At 40.7% G+C, this 17,264-nt stretch carries 18 protein-coding genes; 10 read left to right on the top strand and 8 right to left on the bottom strand.

Features of this window, described 5'->3' with window-relative positions; translation table 11 throughout:
- Positions 1 to 108 precede the first annotated feature (108 nt).
- A complete protein-coding gene (locus IQ236_RS20730) occupies positions 109 to 1,227 on the bottom strand; it encodes a beta-ketoacyl-ACP synthase (RefSeq protein WP_193871042.1) in 1,119 nt (372 codons plus the stop codon).
- 191 nt (positions 1,228 to 1,418) lie between these two features.
- Between IQ236_RS20730 and IQ236_RS20735 the strand changes: the two genes are divergently transcribed.
- Positions 1,419 to 3,104: a methyl-accepting chemotaxis protein gene (locus tag IQ236_RS20735; RefSeq protein WP_193871043.1), complete on the top strand. Its 1,686-nt coding sequence runs from the start codon at positions 1,419 to 1,421 to the stop codon at positions 3,102 to 3,104.
- A 115-nt stretch (positions 3,105 to 3,219) separates the two neighbouring features.
- On the opposite strand, the gene IQ236_RS20740 is transcribed toward IQ236_RS20735, so the two are convergent.
- Together IQ236_RS20740 and IQ236_RS20745 are read right to left on the bottom strand one after the other, a co-directional pair.
- A complete protein-coding gene (locus IQ236_RS20740) occupies positions 3,220 to 3,981 on the bottom strand; it encodes a peptidylprolyl isomerase (protein WP_193871044.1) in 762 nt (253 codons plus the stop codon).
- A 34-nt stretch (positions 3,982 to 4,015) separates the two neighbouring features.
- Positions 4,016 to 4,582 carry a photosystem I assembly protein Ycf4 gene (locus IQ236_RS20745; protein ID WP_193871045.1) on the bottom strand — a complete coding sequence of 189 codons (567 nt, stop codon included), beginning with the start codon at positions 4,580 to 4,582 and terminating at the stop codon, positions 4,016 to 4,018.
- Between the two features lie 342 nt (positions 4,583 to 4,924).
- Between IQ236_RS20745 and psbD the strand changes: the two genes are divergently transcribed.
- The 4 genes from psbD to IQ236_RS20765 all read left to right on the top strand — a co-directional run bounded on the left by psbD (position 4,925) and on the right by IQ236_RS20765 (position 9,684).
- Positions 4,925 to 5,983, top strand: a complete 1,059-nt coding sequence (psbD, locus tag IQ236_RS20750) for a photosystem II D2 protein (photosystem q(a) protein) (RefSeq protein WP_072721612.1) — start codon at positions 4,925 to 4,927, stop codon at positions 5,981 to 5,983.
- On the top strand, positions 5,967 to 7,349 hold the full coding sequence (psbC, locus tag IQ236_RS20755) for a photosystem II reaction center protein CP43 (protein WP_193871046.1): 1,383 nt from the start codon (positions 5,967 to 5,969) through the stop codon (positions 7,347 to 7,349). The genes psbD and psbC overlap by 17 nt, the downstream gene beginning before the upstream one ends.
- 143 nt (positions 7,350 to 7,492) lie before the next feature.
- Positions 7,493 to 8,734, top strand: a complete 1,242-nt coding sequence (locus IQ236_RS20760) for a DNA cytosine methyltransferase (RefSeq protein WP_193871047.1) — start codon at positions 7,493 to 7,495, stop codon at positions 8,732 to 8,734.
- A complete protein-coding gene (locus IQ236_RS20765) occupies positions 8,707 to 9,684 on the top strand; it encodes a Bpu10I family restriction endonuclease (RefSeq protein ID WP_193871048.1) in 978 nt (325 codons plus the stop codon). Before IQ236_RS20760 ends, IQ236_RS20765 begins: the two co-directional genes overlap by 28 nt.
- 104 nt (positions 9,685 to 9,788) lie before the next feature.
- Here the strand turns inward: IQ236_RS20765 and IQ236_RS20770 are convergent, their stop codons facing one another.
- The 3 genes from IQ236_RS20770 to IQ236_RS20780 form a co-directional block, all read right to left on the bottom strand.
- Positions 9,789 to 10,406 (bottom strand): 7-carboxy-7-deazaguanine synthase QueE, encoded by a 618-nt coding sequence (locus IQ236_RS20770; protein WP_228041778.1) that lies wholly within the window; start codon positions 10,404 to 10,406, stop codon positions 9,789 to 9,791.
- A 12-nt stretch (positions 10,407 to 10,418) separates the two neighbouring features.
- Positions 10,419 to 10,787, bottom strand: a complete 369-nt coding sequence (locus IQ236_RS20775) for a translation initiation factor (RefSeq protein ID WP_193871049.1) — start codon at positions 10,785 to 10,787, stop codon at positions 10,419 to 10,421.
- 85 nt (positions 10,788 to 10,872) lie between these two features.
- Positions 10,873 to 11,445, bottom strand: coding sequence for a pentapeptide repeat-containing protein (locus IQ236_RS20780; RefSeq protein ID WP_193871050.1), 573 nt, complete (start codon positions 11,443 to 11,445; stop codon positions 10,873 to 10,875).
- Between the two features lie 455 nt (positions 11,446 to 11,900).
- Here IQ236_RS20780 and IQ236_RS20785 point away from each other — a divergent pair, with 455 nt between their 5' ends.
- Both IQ236_RS20785 and IQ236_RS20790 read left to right on the top strand, forming a co-directional pair.
- Positions 11,901 to 12,194, top strand: a complete 294-nt coding sequence (locus IQ236_RS20785) for an HU family DNA-binding protein (protein WP_072719866.1) — start codon at positions 11,901 to 11,903, stop codon at positions 12,192 to 12,194.
- Positions 12,195 to 12,324: 130 nt separating this feature from the next.
- Positions 12,325 to 13,011, top strand: a complete 687-nt coding sequence (locus IQ236_RS20790; RefSeq protein ID WP_193871051.1) for an SAM-dependent methyltransferase — start codon at positions 12,325 to 12,327, stop codon at positions 13,009 to 13,011.
- 125 nt (positions 13,012 to 13,136) lie between these two features.
- Here the strand turns inward: IQ236_RS20790 and asnS are convergent, their stop codons facing one another.
- The gene (gene asnS, locus IQ236_RS20795) at positions 13,137 to 14,528 is read right to left on the bottom strand and encodes an asparagine--tRNA ligase (protein ID WP_193871052.1); all 1,392 of its coding nucleotides are present in this window, start codon (positions 14,526 to 14,528) and stop codon (positions 13,137 to 13,139) included.
- Positions 14,529 to 14,593: 65 nt separating this feature from the next.
- The gene (ribE, locus tag IQ236_RS20800; protein WP_193871053.1) at positions 14,594 to 15,316 is read right to left on the bottom strand and encodes a riboflavin synthase; all 723 of its coding nucleotides are present in this window, start codon (positions 15,314 to 15,316) and stop codon (positions 14,594 to 14,596) included.
- 63 nt (positions 15,317 to 15,379) lie between these two features.
- Between ribE and IQ236_RS20805 the strand changes: the two genes are divergently transcribed.
- The 3 genes from IQ236_RS20805 to IQ236_RS20815 are packed head-to-tail and all read left to right on the top strand — an operon-like array spanning position 15,380 to position 17,237.
- Positions 15,380 to 15,556 (top strand): hypothetical protein, encoded by a 177-nt coding sequence (locus tag IQ236_RS20805; RefSeq protein WP_193871054.1) that lies wholly within the window; start codon positions 15,380 to 15,382, stop codon positions 15,554 to 15,556.
- On the top strand, positions 15,549 to 16,058 hold the full coding sequence (locus IQ236_RS20810) for a bifunctional nuclease family protein (RefSeq protein WP_193871055.1): 510 nt from the start codon (positions 15,549 to 15,551) through the stop codon (positions 16,056 to 16,058). The genes IQ236_RS20805 and IQ236_RS20810 overlap by 8 nt, the downstream gene beginning before the upstream one ends.
- A 57-nt stretch (positions 16,059 to 16,115) precedes the next feature.
- Positions 16,116 to 17,237 (top strand): aldo/keto reductase, encoded by a 1,122-nt coding sequence (locus tag IQ236_RS20815; protein WP_193871056.1) that lies wholly within the window; start codon positions 16,116 to 16,118, stop codon positions 17,235 to 17,237.
- The last annotated feature ends 27 nt before the right edge of the window (positions 17,238 to 17,264 follow it).

The raw sequence follows: 17,264 nt of genomic DNA on the forward strand, positions 1-17,264 counted from the left end.
ATTTTAGAGTTGATCTCGCTATTATACTCGGATATTACAATTTTTATGGTTATGATTGGTCAGGATGGTGCGTGCGCTGCGCTTACACACCCTACAATAATAATTATATTATTTACCGAGTGCAATAATAGCATTTTGTCCGCCAAAACCAAAACTAAAACATAACGTATTTCTGACAAAACTAGAACGAACTGAGGTAACAAAATCCAAATCAAATTCAGGGTCTTTTAAGCCAACACAAGGGGGTAAAAGTTGATAATTTAATGCCATTAAACCAAATGCTACTCCTAACGCTCCTGACGCACCTAATGTGTGTCCGGTCGCTCCTTTTGTCGAACTAACGGAAACGCCTTGAGGAAATAATTGTTGAATTAATTTAACTTCATAGTCATCATTTAATGTGGTTGCAGTTCCATGAGCATGAATAAAATCAATTTGATTAGGAGATAAATGACTATTTTTTAAGCAGGTTTTAATTGCAGCGATAGCACTTTTTTGGTTAAAGTCCGGTTTATTACTGTAAGCCGCATCATTGGTTAATCCAAATCCTAAAATTTTTCCATAAATTTGAGCTTTTCGCTGTTGTGCTAAATCTTCTGATTCTAAGATCAAAATAGCCGATCCTTCCCCTAACACAAATCCTTCTCGATTTCGATCAAAGGGATAGCAACCTGTTTTTGCTAACGCTCCCATTTGTTGAAATCCTGCTAAGGTTAAAGGAGTAATAGGTGCTTCTACCGCACCTACAATTACACGCTGACATTGTTGAGTTTTAATCAGTTCAAATCCTTGAGTGATCGCCAAAATTCCTGTAGCACAAGCAGCCATTGGTGATAAAATAATTCCTGTAGATCCGATTTTTTTAGCTGCATTTACAGCAATATTAAAATGTAAATAATCCCTAAATTTAATTAAATTAATATTGTCTTCCCTCCTTGCTAACTGTTCTAATTTTCCTTGATATCCCCGACTCGAACCGATCACAACCCCACAGTCGGGTAACAGGGGAGTTAAATCAGCCATGATTAACGCATCCGTGATCGCCTTTTCTAATAATTCTGTAGGATGAGACGGAATATCATGAATTAAAGCCAGGGGTTGGGTTAGAAGCTCAGGAAAAGGTTGATAAGGTAATATTCTTGATTGGCTGGATAACAATCTTTTCCAGGTTGTTTCTAAATTCCCTAATGCTGAGATTAAACCAATACCAGTAACAACAACATTCATTATTGATGAGTAATCTGTCTTCAACAACCGAGAGTCAGAATTAACTCTAACTAACTCTACTTTATCTTAAATAACCCCCGAATTAAATTTTTAGGAGATATCGTTTAAATTAATATCGGTTGAAACACTCTCTTGTATTTTTTTAAAAAAAAGTTTATAAATTAGAAGATATTGATTCAATAAAGACAACTATGGTTAAGGAAACTAGACTCCCTACAGAATTTGTTTATGGAGTCGTGGGGATTTCTATCCTACCCTTCTTACTCAATCTCTTAGGTATTAGTTTTGCTTCTCCACAAAATTCATTGGATCTATCAACTCTGACTAATCTGAGTCAGCCGCAATGGGTTGATCAGCTACATCATGCTTTATTAGGGAGCTTTACCCACACAATTTTAGAATGGGTGGCGATTTGTACAGCATTTTTTACGGTTTTATTATCCTTTGTTCACTTTGCGATTAAGCGAGATATCGTAACTCCCATTATTGGGATATCCCTATTTTTTGCAGGAAGCATGGATGCTTTTCATATTTTAGCAGCCGATCGAATGATTGAAGGGGTCGCAGACAGTCAAGCCTTGATTCCTGTCACCTGGGCTATTTGTCGCTTATTTAATGTTGTGATTTTAATTCTAGGGGTAGGTACAATTCTGATTATAAAACCTAAGAATTGGCGGGGTAATTTTACAATTGTTATGATGGCGATCCTCTGCTTTGGGTTGTTAGCTTCTGTAATTATTTATGTTGTTATGAACAGCCCAACTTTACCTCAAACGATCTTCCCTGATGCTTTCATTAAACGCCCTTGGGATTTTATCCCCTTAGTATTATTTATATTTGCAGGAATTTTTATTTTTCCCAAATTTTATCATCAATATCCGAGTCTATTTGCTTATTCTTTAGTGGTGAGTACAATTCCTTCGGTTATGGCACAAATGCACATGACCTTTGGTTCGATACAATTGTTTGATAATGATTTTAATATCGGACATTTCTTGAAAATTATTGCCTATTTAGTGCCATTTTTAGGACTGAGTTTAGATTATATTCAAACCTATCGCCAAGAAGCCATTGTGATTAATACACTCGCCACTTCTTCTGTTCTCCTTTCTAAAAGTACCGAACAACAGGAGCGAATGGTACTTCAACAGTCTATCACAGTGAATCAAACCACAACAACAATGAATCAGTTGGGAAACTCTTCTCAACAATCAGCAACGCAGGCAGAAATTGCCGTTGATACAGCTAAAAAAGTGCTGAATTTAGCAGAAATTGGTAAAGAGGCAGTTAATCATACCTTAAGAGATATGGCAAATCTTAAGACTAAAATTGAGGCAATTTCTGAACAAATTAGGCGCTTGAGTGAACAGGCGGCTTTAATTAGTCAGATTACAACCTCTGTAACAAACTTAGCCAATCAAACAAATTTGTTAGCTTTAAATGCCTCAATTGAAGCGGTACGAAGTGGAACCAATGGTCGAGGCTTTGGGGTTGTCGCTAAAGAAATTCGTCAACTGGCTGATCAAAGTAAAAGATATTCCCAGGATATTAATAATGTCGTAACGGATATTAAAACTGAAATTAATTCAACTGTAAAAGTTACCAATGAGGGGAAAAATTCAGTTTATGAAGGGGTAAAAAATGCTCAATTTACGACGGATACTTTTATCAAAGTAGCGACTGAAATTAACCGTATTGTTTTGAGCAACCAGGAAATTTATCTGACCTATAAACAGCAGGAAATTGCTATTCAAAAAGTCATAGATTCGATGAATTCTCTCAATGAGGAAGTCGCCCAAACCGCTACTGGAATGCGTGAAACAAAAGTGGGTATTCAAGACGTTGAGAAGGCATTGTTACTTTTAGCAGAGACTTGAAGACTCAACCTTAATTTACAGGGTGAGTAAAAATACTAATCCCAATCCAGCTTGATTGAGTTTGAGATCCTTACCCACCCTGGGAAACTAAAAGTTTACAATTTTTAACAGTTTATTAATTTTTCAGATTTTCTAACCCTTGGGTCACTTTAGCAGACTGAATGCGATCGCCTTGTTTAATTTTATCAACAACATTCATCCCGTCGGTAACATAACCAAAAACCGCATAACTCCCATCCAGAAACGGTAAATCTGCTAAGGCAAAATAGAATTGAGAAGAAGCGGAATCAGGGAATTGAGAACGAGCCATGGCGACTGCACCCCGACTGTGGGATAAAACAGGAGCTTTTTGAATTCCAGCACTTTCTAAGGTTTTACTATAGATCGGCTGCTCTGCCCCTTTGGGCTTAATTTCTAAGGGGATCATCCGTTCTTTGGAGGTACCGGGCTCAATATAGCCACCTGTTCCTAATCTAGCACTGGGAAACTTAGGATCTTTACTTTGAGGATCGCCCCCTTGCACCACAAAGGGTTGAGGATCACGGACAACCCGATGAAAAGCTAGACCATCATAAACCCCTTTATTAACGAGATCGACAAAGTTCCCGGCGGTAATGGGGGCATTAGTGCCATCAATTTCAAGGGTAATCGGCGATCCGTTGACCGTCATTACTACCGTTGCTTTTCCGTTTAATTGGGGTGAATTTGCCATAGGTTGGGTTGAAATTGGAGAACTAGGAGTAAGGGTCTGCTCGCCAGATGGATTGTTCTGAGCTTGAGTTTCTGCTGAAGTTGTCGTAGAACTACAGCCCGCCACGATTAACACACATAAGAGCAGGAGCGGTAAAAACCAGTGCTGTGTGTTGAATTGTTTCATTTTAGGTCTTAATTTTTGGGTGCAGTCGGATATTTTACAGTCCTTCTAAGGGAACTTGTAAAAACTTCGCTAATTCAGCCCCTTGATTTTCTAAGTCTGACAGAGGTAGGGGTTGGCCCACACGGGTTAAGGGGATTTCTCGACGGTCTTTGAGTTTGAGATACAAAGCTCGACGGGGGTTGAGTCCATCTTTGATATCTACCCGAATTGATTGAACCTCATTAACGTTGCAATTGAATTCAACTTTACGGTTTTTCCCAGGAAAACCCCACCGGAAAATATTAACCTTTTCCGTTTCCCGATTAAATTCATTGTATCCACCGCCTAAATCCCACAGAATCACCAGCCATAGATACAAAGCCAGTAACAAGGCTGCTGTTCCATATAACCCCATGACAATTCCTTGGGGGATAAAGATCAGTTGGGTCGGATCGGCGAAGGGTAAAAGATTAATTTTCAAATAGCTGGATATACCCGATAAGAGAAAACCAGTCCCACCGATGGTGATTACACTGGCCCACCAGTAGTTGCTGAAGCGACGGGAACCCGTAACTTTCTGATCAAGGATTTGATTCGTTGTGGTCTTTGTTTGGGTACTCATGAAACGTAAGAGTGTAAATCTTCACAGTCAACACCTTTGCAAAAATTGTTAACTGTAATATATAGTTATGTTAACTTGCTTAATAGTCTACCGCTAAATGTCCCCCGGTTAACCGAGGACACCATCTGTAGACTCAAAGCATCCGATCGATCGCTGAACAGTTGGTCTCGCAAGGGAAAAAAACTGCTTTGTAAGACCTTCGGCCGAACTGCGTTCGGATTGATTTCCACAGAAGGTCAAACCAGTGAAACGATCAGCCCCATCAAAAATCGAGAAACCGATTGATTATGGGGTAGTTCACAAAGGATAATGTTTTAGATAACCCAAGAGGATCGTTCTGAAATGACTATAGCAGTCGAACGGCCGCAAGTTCAGAGAGGATGGTTTGATGTCCTCGACGACTGGCTCAAACGCGATCGCTTCGTCTTCGTGGGTTGGTCAGGAGTTCTACTGTTTCCCTGTGCTTATCTAGCCCTTGGTGGCTGGTTAACCGGAACCACATTTGTTACTTCCTGGTACACCCACGGTTTAGCAAGCTCTTATTTAGAAGGCTGTAACTTCTTAACAGCCGCCGTTAGTAGCCCCGCCAACAGCTTAGGACATTCCTTGCTGTTCCTGTGGGGGCCTGAAGCTCAGTGGGACTTCACTCGTTGGTGTCAACTGGGTGGACTGTGGGCATTTGTGGCTCTGCACGGTGCTTTCGCCCTGATCGGCTTTTGTCTGCGTCAGTTAGAAATTGCCCGTTTAGTCGGCATTCGTCCTTACAACGCCATTGCTTTTACCGGGCCGATTGCGGTATTTGTCAGTGTATTCCTGATGTACCCCTTGGGTCAGTCTAGCTGGTTCTTTGGCCCTAGCTTTGGGGTGGCGGGAATCTTCCGCTTCATCCTGTTCCTGCAAGGGTTCCATAACTGGACACTGAATCCCTTCCACATGATGGGAGTGGCTGGAATCCTCGGTGGTGCGCTGCTGTGTGCCATTCACGGAGCGACGGTGGAAAATACCTTGTTTGAAGATGGCGACAAAGCCAATACATTCCGGGCTTTTGAACCCACCCAAGCAGAAGAAACCTATTCGATGGTGACCGCCAACCGTTTCTGGTCACAAATCTTCGGGATTGCCTTTTCCAACAAACGGTGGTTACACTTCTTCATGTTGTTCGTGCCGGTCACGGGACTATGGATGAGTTCCATCGGCATTGTTGGTTTAGCATTAAACCTGCGGGCTTATGATTTCGTCTCCCAAGAATTACGGGCGGCTGAAGATCCTGAGTTTGAAACGTTCTATACCAAGAACATTCTGTTAAATGAAGGTCTGCGGGCTTGGATGGCTCCTGCGGATCAACCCCACGAAAACTTTATTTTCCCGGAGGAGGTATTACCGCGTGGTAACGCTCTCTAATACTTCTTATGTCAGCGGCCGTGACCAAGATTCCACAGGATTTGCTTGGTGGGCGGGTAACGCTCGTCTGATTAATTTGTCTGGTAAGTTGCTGGGCGCTCACGTTGCTCACGCTGGTTTGATCGTATTCTGGGCTGGGGCAATGACCCTGTTTGAAGTGGCTCACTTCATTCCTGAAAAGCCCATGTATGAACAAGGCGCGATCCTGATCCCCCACATGGCGACCCTCGGATGGGGTGTTGGCCCTGGTGGTGAAGTGATTGATGTCTTCCCCTACTTCGTGATTGGGGTTCTGCACTTAATTTCCTCTGCGGTTCTCGGTTTAGGCGGGATTTATCATGCCGTTCGTGGCCCTGAAGTTTTAGAAGAATATTCTTCTTTCTTTGGCTATGACTGGAAAGACAAAAACCAAATGACCAATATTATCGGGTATCACCTGATTTTGTTAGGTCTGGGTGCTTTCCTGTTGGTGTTCAAAGCCATGTTCTTTGGTGGTGTTTATGACACTTGGGCACCCGGTGGTGGTGATGTTCGCATCATTACCAATCCCACCCTCAACCCAGGGGCGATCTTTGGCTATCTGACCAAAGCTCCCTTCGGTGGAGAAGGCTGGATCATCGGTGTTGACAACATGGAAGACATCATCGGTGGTCATATTTGGATTGGTCTGATCTGCATTTCTGGCGGCATCTGGCACATCCTCACCAAACCCTTTGGCTGGGCGCGTCGCGCTTTCATCTGGTCTGGAGAAGCTTATCTGTCCTACAGCTTAGGCGCTCTGTCTCTGATGGGCTTTATCGCCGCTTCTTATGTTTGGTTCAATAACACCGCTTATCCTAGCGAGTTCTACGGCCCCACAAACGCTGAATCTTCTCAAGCTCAGTCCTTTGTGTTCTTAGTCCGTGACCAAAAACTCGGTGCCAATATCGGTTCTGCTCAAGGCCCGACAGGTCTGGGTAAATACCTGATGCGTTCTCCGACGGGTGAAATCATCTTCGGTGGTGAAACCATGCGCTTCTGGGATTTCCGTGGCCCTTGGTTAGAGCCTCTGCGTGGCCCCAACGGTCTTGACCTGAACAAGCTGAGAAACGATATCCAACCTTGGCAAATTCGTCGGGCTTCTGAGTATATGACTCACGCTCCTAACGGTTCTATTAACTCGGTGGGCGGGATCATTACTGAAGCTCAAGGGTTTAACTATGTTAACCCCCGCGCTTGGTTGGCTGGTTTCCACTTCATTATGGGCTTCTTCTTCTTAGTTGGTCACTTATGGCACGCAGGTCGCGCTCGTGCTGCGGTGGCTGGCTTTGAGAAAGGTATTGACCGGAAATCGGAAGCTGTACTTTCTATGCCTAGCTTAGACTAAGGTTTAACTTGGTCTCTAATTACGGTTTAGATCGTTAATGAAAAACCCTGCCTGAAGAATCAGGTGGGGTTTTTCATTAGAATTTATTTTAAATTAATAAGTATTATTACAATTAAAAACGATACAACTAATAATAAAACTCTATGAAATTAGCACAACCGATTGCTATTGATTTATTTGCTGGTGCTGGTGGATTTGGTTTAGGGTTCAAAATGGCAGGTTTTTCGGTTCCCTTATCAGTTGAGGTTGATGCTTGGGCTTGTGATACACTGCGTTATAATCATCCTGATATGACTGTTATCCAATGTGATATTTGTCATTTTAATACGGAAAGCCACGTTAAAGAGATTTGCACTTTTAAACCAGATATTATTATTGGTGGCCCTCCCTGCCAAGGTTTTAGTATTGCAGGGCCAGCCCACAAAGATCCTCAAGATCCTAGAAATAGCCTATTTATTAACTTTACTCAATGGATTAGTTTTCTGCAACCTAAAGCTTTTATCATGGAAAATGTTAAAGGTTTGCTCTCTCGCAAAAATGGTGAAGGAATAAAGGTCATAGATCTGATTAAAAAGACCTTTGAAGAATTAGGATATTTTGTTGAAATTTGGTTATTAAATGCTGCTGAATATGGTGTACCTCAAATCAGAGAGCGTGTTTTTATTGTGGGAAATAATAGGGGAAAAGTAATTGGTTTTCCACCTAAGTCCAATTCTATAAATGACTCTAATTCTAATCATTTGCAATTATCTATATTACCGGAGCAGCAGTTATTCCCCGCTTTAACTCTATGGGATGCTATATCAGATTTACCACCTTTGAATGCCCGTGAAGGTCAAGAGGAATTGCCTTATAGTTTAGCATCTCAAAATCCTTATCAAGACTTGCTCAGAAAGGGGAACCAAACAATCTATAATCATGTTGCAATGGATCATTCTCAAAGACTTGTAGAACGCTTTAAACAGATTAAATGGGGGGAATCAAGTGCTAATGTATCCAAAGAATATGGGGCAAGACGTCGAAGCGGGAATGGAGAATTATCTGGTCAAACTTACGATCAAAATAATCGCCGTTTGTACCCCCATAAACCATCCCATACCATCACTGCCTCATACTATGCTAATTTTCTTCACCCCTTCCAACACCGGAATTTAACAGCACGGGAAGGAGCTCGAATTCAATCTTTTCCTGATAGCTATCGTTTTTTAGGAAAAAAAACTGTTGTATCCCACAAGTTATTACATCGTGAGCAAAGATTTGATGAAAAGTTTCTTTGTCAGTACAATCAAATTGGTAATGCTGTTCCTCCCCTACTGGCTAAAGCAATTGCACTCCATCTGAAAAAAAAATTAGAGTTATGCCCACAAGTGATAGAAACCCTTTAGTTCATGGTTCTAATCTGCAACAAAAAGAAAGTAATCGTAAAAAATATCAAGATGTTGAGAGTAAGAAATTTCTCACGGAGATTAGAACTGAGTATAATCAATGGTACTCAGCTAATCTCGAATTAATTGGGCCAACTTCAACACCAACAGACAAGGATAATGAAATTATTGCCCAAAGGGTCAAACTTCTCTCAGATTATAAAGATTTTTTAGATCAGCAACATTATGCTGAAAAATTTGATTCTCGATCTAACCTTCACTCTAGTGTATTAGAGGAGTTTCTTTACTATTTATTTAAAGATTTAGTTAGAGATTTTGGCTCAAATGCTCTGATTGGAAAATCTCATACTTTCAAAGATATTTTCTTTGTTTCTCCTAAATACTCGGAAATGTTAAAGCGACCTTACGCACGCATTGAGAAGAAAGATCATGATTTTGTGATTGGAGCAACAATTCAAGCATCTTTTGAAGCAGCAACCCCACCCGAACAAGATGAAACCCCTGGTGAATTGATGACCCTTGTTCAACAAGAACCAGAAAGCTATTCAGAAGCTACAGTTACAGGTAATGTGGAAACGCATCTGTTTGATATTCCAGTGGTTGTGATTGAATGTAAAACCTATTTGGATAAAACCATGCTTGAAGGTTCATCCAGAGCAGCAGAGGATTTAAAAGCCAGAAATCCTAATAGTTTGTATATGGTTGTGATGGAATGGATTAAATTAACCAGTGATGTTAACCTTCGTAAATATAAAGTTGATCAAATTTATGTGCTCCGTCAACAAAAAAATACTGATCGAGAATTTAGGTACGAAGAAACATATAAAAAAAATCCTATTAATCCAACTGTTATTCAACATTTATTCAATAAAATACGCAACCATCTCACACGAGATTGGACTGGTGGTATTGAACAAGGTATACAGCGTGGATGGTTGATTGATGAATAGTTAGGGTCTTTCTATCAATGGTGTTAAGGTATGAATACTGATCAACCAGTAGGCGATCACAACTTCCCTATTTTCATTATCTATCCCTAAAGAATGGTGCATCATTAAGGAACATTCAAATATTTATGAAGTTGCACGGATAATCGATAGTGAGGAAATTGTTTTAATAAGTCTAAAACTAAAGGCAAAGTCCGATGGCGTTGAGACCATTCGGGTTGTAAAAACACAGGAATTTGAGGATTAAGTTCTAAATATTCCGCATAAAATTCTAATTCTGTTCCCGTTTCAATGACTAATTTAATTTCTGAGGCTCGTTTCCACATTAACGGTACAACCGGATATTTCGGACTAACATGATGTTTCGGACTTAACGTTACCCAAACAGAATCAGAAATCTCTTGCCAAAAGGAACCGGATGTTTCAATAGAAACCCTTCTTCCCGTCGCTTCAATGGTATTGATTAAAGCTGGAAGTTGAGCATAAATAAACGGTTCTCCCCCAGAAATCACGACTCTAGGCGATCGCAATTCTGTAATTAAATCCTGAAAAGATCGAACTTGACGGGGTAAATTTATCCCCCCATCGGCATAGCCCGTATCACACCAAGGACAACCCACCGGACACCCAGCTAAACGAATAAAATCCACCGGGGTTCCCGCCCAATATCCTTCGCCTTGAATTGTACTTTGAAAGGTTTCATGAACTGGAATTTCAAGCCTCAAAATCTTACTAATTTATCCTCCACTCAGTTTAGCTTTATATCCTAATTTTATCAGAAATTCTAACACTTTTTGACGGTGATCCCCTTGAATTTCAATCGTATTTTCTTTAACCGTTCCCCCTGCTCCGCATTGGGTTTTTAACTGTTTAACTAACCCTTCTAATGTTTCCGGTTTAGTTTGAAATCCACTAATGACCGTCACCGTTTTTCCCTTCCGCCCTGAACGAGTGGCTTGAACTTTCAAGTTTTGTTGATTAGGGGGAAGTTCAGGAAGGGCACGTTCTAAAGCCGGGGAGTTTGCAGATTCCCCAAACTCCGAATAAACCACCCGGTTTTTACCAGAGTTTGTTTGATCCTGAGATTGATGTTTTGAAGTAGCCATAAGCCGTAAAAAATAATAGTTTAGCCTGAAGAAAAAGGGAAAAACTGAAAAATAGTTTTTTCCCCTTTGTTATAAAATTAAATCGTTAATGGTTAATATTTGTGAGATCCTGTGAAGATTCCCATAAAATTGCCCCTTGCTGTTTCAGTGAACTGACTAAATCCAAAGCCATATTAATCGCATCTGAAAAATTAGCATTTTCAACAATAGCATCCGTCAGGTTAGCTTCTTTTAAATTAACCCCTTTGAGAGTGCTATGACTTAAATTGGCTTCCACTAAATCAGCTTTTAATAAAGTTGCTCGACTGAGATCAGCATAACTCAAATTAGCCAAGGATAAAGTGGCTCCACTCAAGTCCGCCCCACTTAAGTCCGCCCCACTCAAGTCCGCACCCGTTAAATCAGCCCGTGTCAAGTTGGCCCCACTGAGATTAGCGCCACTTAAATTGGCACAATAGAGGTTAGCACCAATGAGATTGGCGTTGTATAAACTCACCCCAATCAAATTAGCGCGAAATAAATTAGCCCGAAACAGGTTACATCGAAATAAACTCGACCCACTCAGGTCAGCATTATTAAAATCCGCCCGAAACAGGTCTGTATCTCGAAAATCCCGCTTTCCAGCCGCATAAGCCATCAAAAGTTCTTCAGCCGTCATATTCCACCTTCCTAAGTCTAGGATCTTCCCCATTGTCACAAACCCAAAAGCCAAAATTGGCAAATCAGAATTAAGAATTAAGAATTTTAACGATCAATACTCAACAGCCAACAGCCAATGGCCAACCATCTGAAGAATTTCATCCAACTGCGTTACAACTCCCTCAAATCAATGTTAATCTCTGAAAAGGCGGTAAATTAGTGTTTTGTCGGAGTCAGCAAATTCCAGAGGATACAAGCCCCTGAATTCATGGGTGGGGATAAGTCCAAAAGGAATTGATTCACTCCCCATAATCGACTGGCAAAGCCAATGGAGAACCGAGACACAGAATTTCACTGCGGGTTGAGGGCTATTAGGAGGTTTAGATTTGCCAACTGCTGATGAGGTTGTGCTAGAACTGCCATCAGCCTTAATATTTGCAGACTTGCTCACACAATTCAGGAGGTTCACATCAGATGAATAAAGAACAACTCGTTCAAGCGACAGCCATTAAAGCGGGTGTCACTAAAAAGCAAGCTGATTTAATCATTTCAGCCATTTGTGATTCTATTATGGAAGCCGTGGCTGATGGGGAAAAAGTGACTTTGGTGGGTTTTGGGTCATTTGAAGCCAGAGAACGCAAAGCTCGTGAAGGTCGTAACCCCAGCACTGGAGAACCGATGACCATTCCGGCGACAACGGTTCCTGTCTTCTCGGCGGGTAAAGCCTTCAAAGAGATGGTTTCAGGTCTTTCTGATGAAGTGGCTTAAACGCTCAACCTAATTTCCCTCATCCCAAGAGACAATATGCTCCTGTTGGTTTAACGTTTTTTGGCTATAGCAATTTTTCATGACTTTTCCCACGCTATACTCAGCCTATTAGCGTGGGATTATTGTTGCAATGGGACTTCAACTCAATACGGTGATTCCTTGGGGTCGCAGTTTCAGCGAATATATGAGGATGTTTGATTTAACGTCCGATGATTTACAACAATCAATTTTAGATTGTGCGGCTGGCCCTGCGAGTTTTAATGTTGAAATGACAAAACAAGGTTATTCTGTTATTTCTTGTGACCCTATTTATCAATTTTCGGCGGATGAAATTTCCCAACGGATTCAAGATACCTATAGAACGGTTATAGACGGAGTAAAAGCCAGTTATCAGGATTATATTTGGGATTATATTTCTTCTCCTGAACAATTGGGGGAAATAAGAATGGCGGCGATGGAACAATTTTTAGCGGATTTTACAACAGGAAAACAACAAGGACGTTATCTCACCGCAGAACTCCCCCAACTTCCCTTTAATTCTCAACAATTTTATTTAGGTTTATGTAGTCATTTTCTGTTTACTTATTCGGATCATTTTTCACAAGACTTTCATCTAAACGCTATTTTAGAGTTATGTCGAGTCGCTCAACAAGTTAGAATTTTCCCCCTATTAAAATTATCAGGAGAACCCTCTCCTTTCCTAAAACCTATTATTCAAGAATTAAAAAACCAAGGCTATCTAACAGAAATTAAAACCGTTAATTATGAATTCCAAAAAACCGGAAATCAAATGTTAAAAATTCAAAAATCCCCGTAGGGTGCGTAAGCGCAAGCGCACGCACCATATTCATAATTGATAATTCATAATTGATCATTCGTAATTCGTAATTCGTAATTCATAATTAGAACCCTAATAGGGCGGGAAAACCCCGCCCCTACGGATTAAAATTCAATGGTTTGAGGCGCTCTAGGGAAAGGAATAACATCTCGAATATTCCCCATCCCCGTCATAAATTGTACCACGCGATCAAATCCTAATCCAAATCCAGCATGGGGAACAGTTCCATATTTTCGCAATTCCAAATACCACCATAATTCCTCCGGGTTTATGTCTAAGGTTTTCATGCGGTTTTCTAATAAATCTAACCGTTCTTCCCGTTGGGAACCGCCGACAATTTCTCCAATTTTAGGAGCTAAAACATCCATCGCTCTAACGGTTTTTCCATCCTCATTTAAGCGCATATAAAAGGCTTTAATTTCTTTGGGATAGTCCGTTACAATTGTTGGTTTTTTAAAGTATTCTTCTGCTAAATAACGTTCATGTTCCGATTGTAAATCCAAGCCCCAACTCACCGGATACTCAAATTTTTTATCCGCTTTTTCTAAAATTGCGATCGCTTCGGTATAAGTAATCCGTCCAAACTCATTATTAATAATATTATGAGCCGTTTCTAAGACCGATTTATCAATGCGTTCGTTGAAAAATTCCATATCTTCAGGACATTGTTCTAACACCGATTTAAAGATATGTTTGAGAAAGGCTTCTGCTAAATCCATATCGCCTTCTAAATCACAGAATGCCATTTCCGGTTCAATCATCCAAAATTCCGCTAAATGGCGAGAGGTATTAGAATTTTCTGCTCGAAATGTGGGGCCAAACGTATAAACATTCCCAAAGGCCATCGCCATAATTTCTGCTTCTAATTGCCCACTAACGGTTAAATAAGCAGGCTTTCCAAAGAAATCTTGACTATAATCAACCTGTTGAGATTCTGTTAAGGGAATATCCTTTAATTTAAAATTAGTCACACTAAACATTTCCCCCGCGCCTTCACAATCACTGGAAGTAATAATAGGGGTATGAACCCATAAAAAACCCCGTTCTTGGAAGAATTCATGCACCGCAGCAGCACAAGCATTTCTAACGCGAAAAACCGCCCCTAAAGTATTAGTTCGCGCTCGTAAATGTCCGATAGTGCGTAAAAATTCAAAGGAATGACGTTTTTTTTGTAACGGATAGGTTTCTGCATCCGCATCCCCATAAATTTTAACCTCAGAGGCTTTTAATTCAATGCGTTGTCCCTTCGCCGGAGACTCGACTAATACCCCAGAAATTTCAACTGATGTACCCGTATTCAGTTGTTTTAAAATATTCTCATAGTGGGATAAATCAGGATTTAATACCACTTGTAAATTCGCCAATGCGGAACCATCATTCACTTCCACAAAGGTAAATTCTTTTAATTCTCGTTTGGTTCTAACCCAACCTTGAACCGTAACCGTTTCGTTAGGTTGACCTGCTCTCAATAGTTGAATAATTCTATTTACTGTCATCGTATTTTATCCTTTTTTCAGTTATCCGTAGGGGCGGGGTTCTCCCGCCCATAATCAGTAATCAATTAACTAAATCCATGTTCTGCTAAAAACTCTGGGGTAATGTCCTCTAAGGTTGAAATCGCTGGAATATTATTATAACTTTCAACAGAACTCAAATTACCTTTGAGGTAACTTTGCAGAAATTTCCCCACATATTTTCCTAAAATATCCGCTTCAATATTCACCCAACTTCCCGGTTGTAAATCGCGTAAATTCGTTTCTTGATAACTATGGGGAATAACAGCCACTTGAAACCAACGACCCTCAACATCACAATCGGAAATCGTTAAACTAATGCCATTGACGGCAATACTGCCTTTTGCAACAATATAAGGCGCAATTTGACGTTGCCAAAGGGTTGAAGCACTCGCAGGAGCCGAAAATCGCATTTCCCAAGAGGTTGCTGTCGGAATAACGGACTGGAGACACCCGACCCCATCGACATGACCTGTAACAAAGTGTCCCCCTAACTTACTTCCGGCTCTTAGGGACGTTTCTAAGTTAAAATAACCCTCTAAACTCTGTCCCAATTTCGTCCGAGACAAGGTTTCAGGAGACGCCGTTGCCACAAACCCTTTATTCTGAAGGTCTACCACTGTTAAGCAAACTCCATCCACTGCCACACTATCCCCAATGGCTAAATCCTTTAAAATTAAGTCTACATCCCCTAAAACGCAACTAATCTGAAACTGATCTTGTCCTATAGGTTGAAGGGTTCCGAGAGCTTGAATAAGTCCTGTAAACATCTTTGTTGACGGTTGATGGTTGATGGTTGACAACGGTTAACGGTTGATAGACAACAAAATCCTATGTCGATTCTGACAAAAATCAAGGCATACTGGAATGGAGGTGGTCTGGCGTGTCAAAAGCTTAACCATTTCTATCCTCCCCAAACAGGGGAAGCAGTTGAAAAACTGCTTGTCAAACTTCATCCGCGAGTTAAAACGTCGCGGTTTACCTTCTCCCGTGAGGTTTTAGATGATTGAAATGAAAGTCGCTGGAATTGCACTCGATGCCGCTACACGCAGCCCTATTATTTTACTGCGGGATGCGGTTGAAAGACGTGCTTTACCAATTTATGTCGGTCAAGATCAAGCAAAGTCCATCCTCGGCGCTTTAGAAAATCACAAACCACCCCGACCTCTGACCCATGATTTATTTGTAAATCTTCTCGAAACTTGGGATATGACTCTGGAGAAGATTGTCATTCACTCCTTGCAAGATAGTACGTTCTATGCAGTATTAATTGTTCGTCAAGGGGAAATTAGAAAGGAAATTGATGCTCGTCCGAGTGATGCAATTTCTATTGCTTTACGCACCGATAGCCCGATTTGGGTAATGGAAGAAGTGATTGCAGATGCTTCCATTCCGGTTGATAGGGACGCGGATGAAGCGGAAAGACGAGCGTTTCGAGACTTTGTATCTAACTTGAGTCCGTCGGATTTAATCAAACGTTCAGAACTGAATAAAACCGATGAAATACAATAACAGGGATATGGGGGGTAGGGAAAGACACAGCCAACAGTCAACAATCAAAAATTAACAATGCGTTATCGGCGGTTTGGCAAAACAAACCTAGATCTTTCTGTATTTTCCTTGGGTACAATGCGGTATTTAGCATCCCCAGAAAATGCCTATTTAACAATACAACGGGCTATTTCTCTGGGGATTAATCATATTGAAACGGCTCAAGGTTATGGTCAAAGTGAATCTTTTTTAGGGAAAGCTATATTAGCGGGTTTATCTATTGAGCGATCGCAACTTTATATTACGACTAAAATCTCCCCAACACCCAACCCTGATCAGTTAGAACAACAGATTGATCAATCTCTAAAACGTTTGAATTTAGATTACCTCGACTGTCTGGCTATTCATGGGATTAATACTACTGAACACCTCGAACAAACCTTGCAAGGATTATCGGGAGTTGAAAAAGCGATCGCCGATGGTCGAGTTCATTATTTAGGGTTTTCAACTCATGCTCCCCTTGAGGTGATTTTAGCTGCTATCAATACAGATTTATTTCAATTTGTCAATCTCCATTATTATTATTTTTTTCAACGAAATGCTCCCGCCATTGAGTTAGCCTTTGAAAAAGATATGGGGATTTTTATTATTTCTCCTGGGGATAAAGGCGGACAACTTTATACGCCTTCGGAAACCTTAAAAACGCTCTGTCACCCGATTTCTCCGTTAACGTTAAGTTATCGATTTTTATTAAGTGATTCCCGCATTACCACCTTAAGTTTAGGTGCATCTACTCCTGATGAATTAGATGAACCTTTAAAAGTGGCTGATCAAGATGGTCAATTAACTTTAGAAGAACTTGCTATTTTTCAACAATTAGAAACTCAAAAAATAGAACGTTTAGGAACAACTCAATGCAGTCAATGTTATCAGTGTTTACCCTGTCCTGAACAGATTAATATTCCCGAAGTGTTACGGTTAAGAAATTTAGCCGTTGCTTATGATATGACCGACTTTGGTAAATATCGCTATCGAATGTTTGAAAATGCAGGTCATTGGTTTCCCGGTCGTAAAGCTAATCGTTGTAATGATTGTGGCGACTGTTTACCCCGTTGTCCTGAACAATTAGACATTCCCACTTTATTAAAAGATACCCATGAACGTCTGAAAGGGACAGAAGGGAGAAGATTGTGGGAATAGGGGAGATGGGGACATGGGGACATGGGG

Source organism: Planktothrix mougeotii LEGE 06226, assembly GCF_015207485.1.
GTDB lineage: Bacteria > Cyanobacteriota > Cyanobacteriia > Cyanobacteriales > Microcoleaceae > Planktothrix.

Excerpts from the sequence above, each read along its gene's own strand:
- IQ236_RS20730 (WP_193871042.1), bottom strand. The coding sequence starts at position 1,227 with ATGAATGTTGTTGTTACTGGTATTGGTTTAATCTCAGCATTAGGGAAT.
- IQ236_RS20735 (WP_193871043.1), top strand. The coding sequence starts at position 1,419 with ATGGTTAAGGAAACTAGACTCCCTACAGAATTTGTTTATGGAGTCGTG.
- IQ236_RS20740 (WP_193871044.1), bottom strand. The coding sequence starts at position 3,981 with ATGAAACAATTCAACACACAGCACTGGTTTTTACCGCTCCTGCTCTTA.
- IQ236_RS20745 (WP_193871045.1), bottom strand. The coding sequence starts at position 4,582 with ATGAGTACCCAAACAAAGACCACAACGAATCAAATCCTTGATCAGAAA.
- psbD (WP_072721612.1), top strand. The coding sequence starts at position 4,925 with ATGACTATAGCAGTCGAACGGCCGCAAGTTCAGAGAGGATGGTTTGAT.
- IQ236_RS20760 (WP_193871047.1), top strand. The coding sequence starts at position 7,493 with ATGAAATTAGCACAACCGATTGCTATTGATTTATTTGCTGGTGCTGGT.
- IQ236_RS20765 (WP_193871048.1), top strand. The coding sequence starts at position 8,707 with ATGCCCACAAGTGATAGAAACCCTTTAGTTCATGGTTCTAATCTGCAA.
- IQ236_RS20775 (WP_193871049.1), bottom strand. The coding sequence starts at position 10,787 with ATGGCTACTTCAAAACATCAATCTCAGGATCAAACAAACTCTGGTAAA.
- IQ236_RS20780 (WP_193871050.1), bottom strand. The coding sequence starts at position 11,445 with ATGACGGCTGAAGAACTTTTGATGGCTTATGCGGCTGGAAAGCGGGAT.
- IQ236_RS20785 (WP_072719866.1), top strand. The coding sequence starts at position 11,901 with ATGAATAAAGAACAACTCGTTCAAGCGACAGCCATTAAAGCGGGTGTC.
- IQ236_RS20790 (WP_193871051.1), top strand. The coding sequence starts at position 12,325 with ATGGGACTTCAACTCAATACGGTGATTCCTTGGGGTCGCAGTTTCAGC.
- asnS (WP_193871052.1), bottom strand. The coding sequence starts at position 14,528 with ATGACAGTAAATAGAATTATTCAACTATTGAGAGCAGGTCAACCTAAC.
- ribE (WP_193871053.1), bottom strand. The coding sequence starts at position 15,316 with ATGTTTACAGGACTTATTCAAGCTCTCGGAACCCTTCAACCTATAGGA.
- IQ236_RS20805 (WP_193871054.1), top strand. The coding sequence starts at position 15,380 with ATGTCGATTCTGACAAAAATCAAGGCATACTGGAATGGAGGTGGTCTG.
- IQ236_RS20810 (WP_193871055.1), top strand. The coding sequence starts at position 15,549 with ATGATTGAAATGAAAGTCGCTGGAATTGCACTCGATGCCGCTACACGC.
- IQ236_RS20815 (WP_193871056.1), top strand. The coding sequence starts at position 16,116 with ATGCGTTATCGGCGGTTTGGCAAAACAAACCTAGATCTTTCTGTATTT.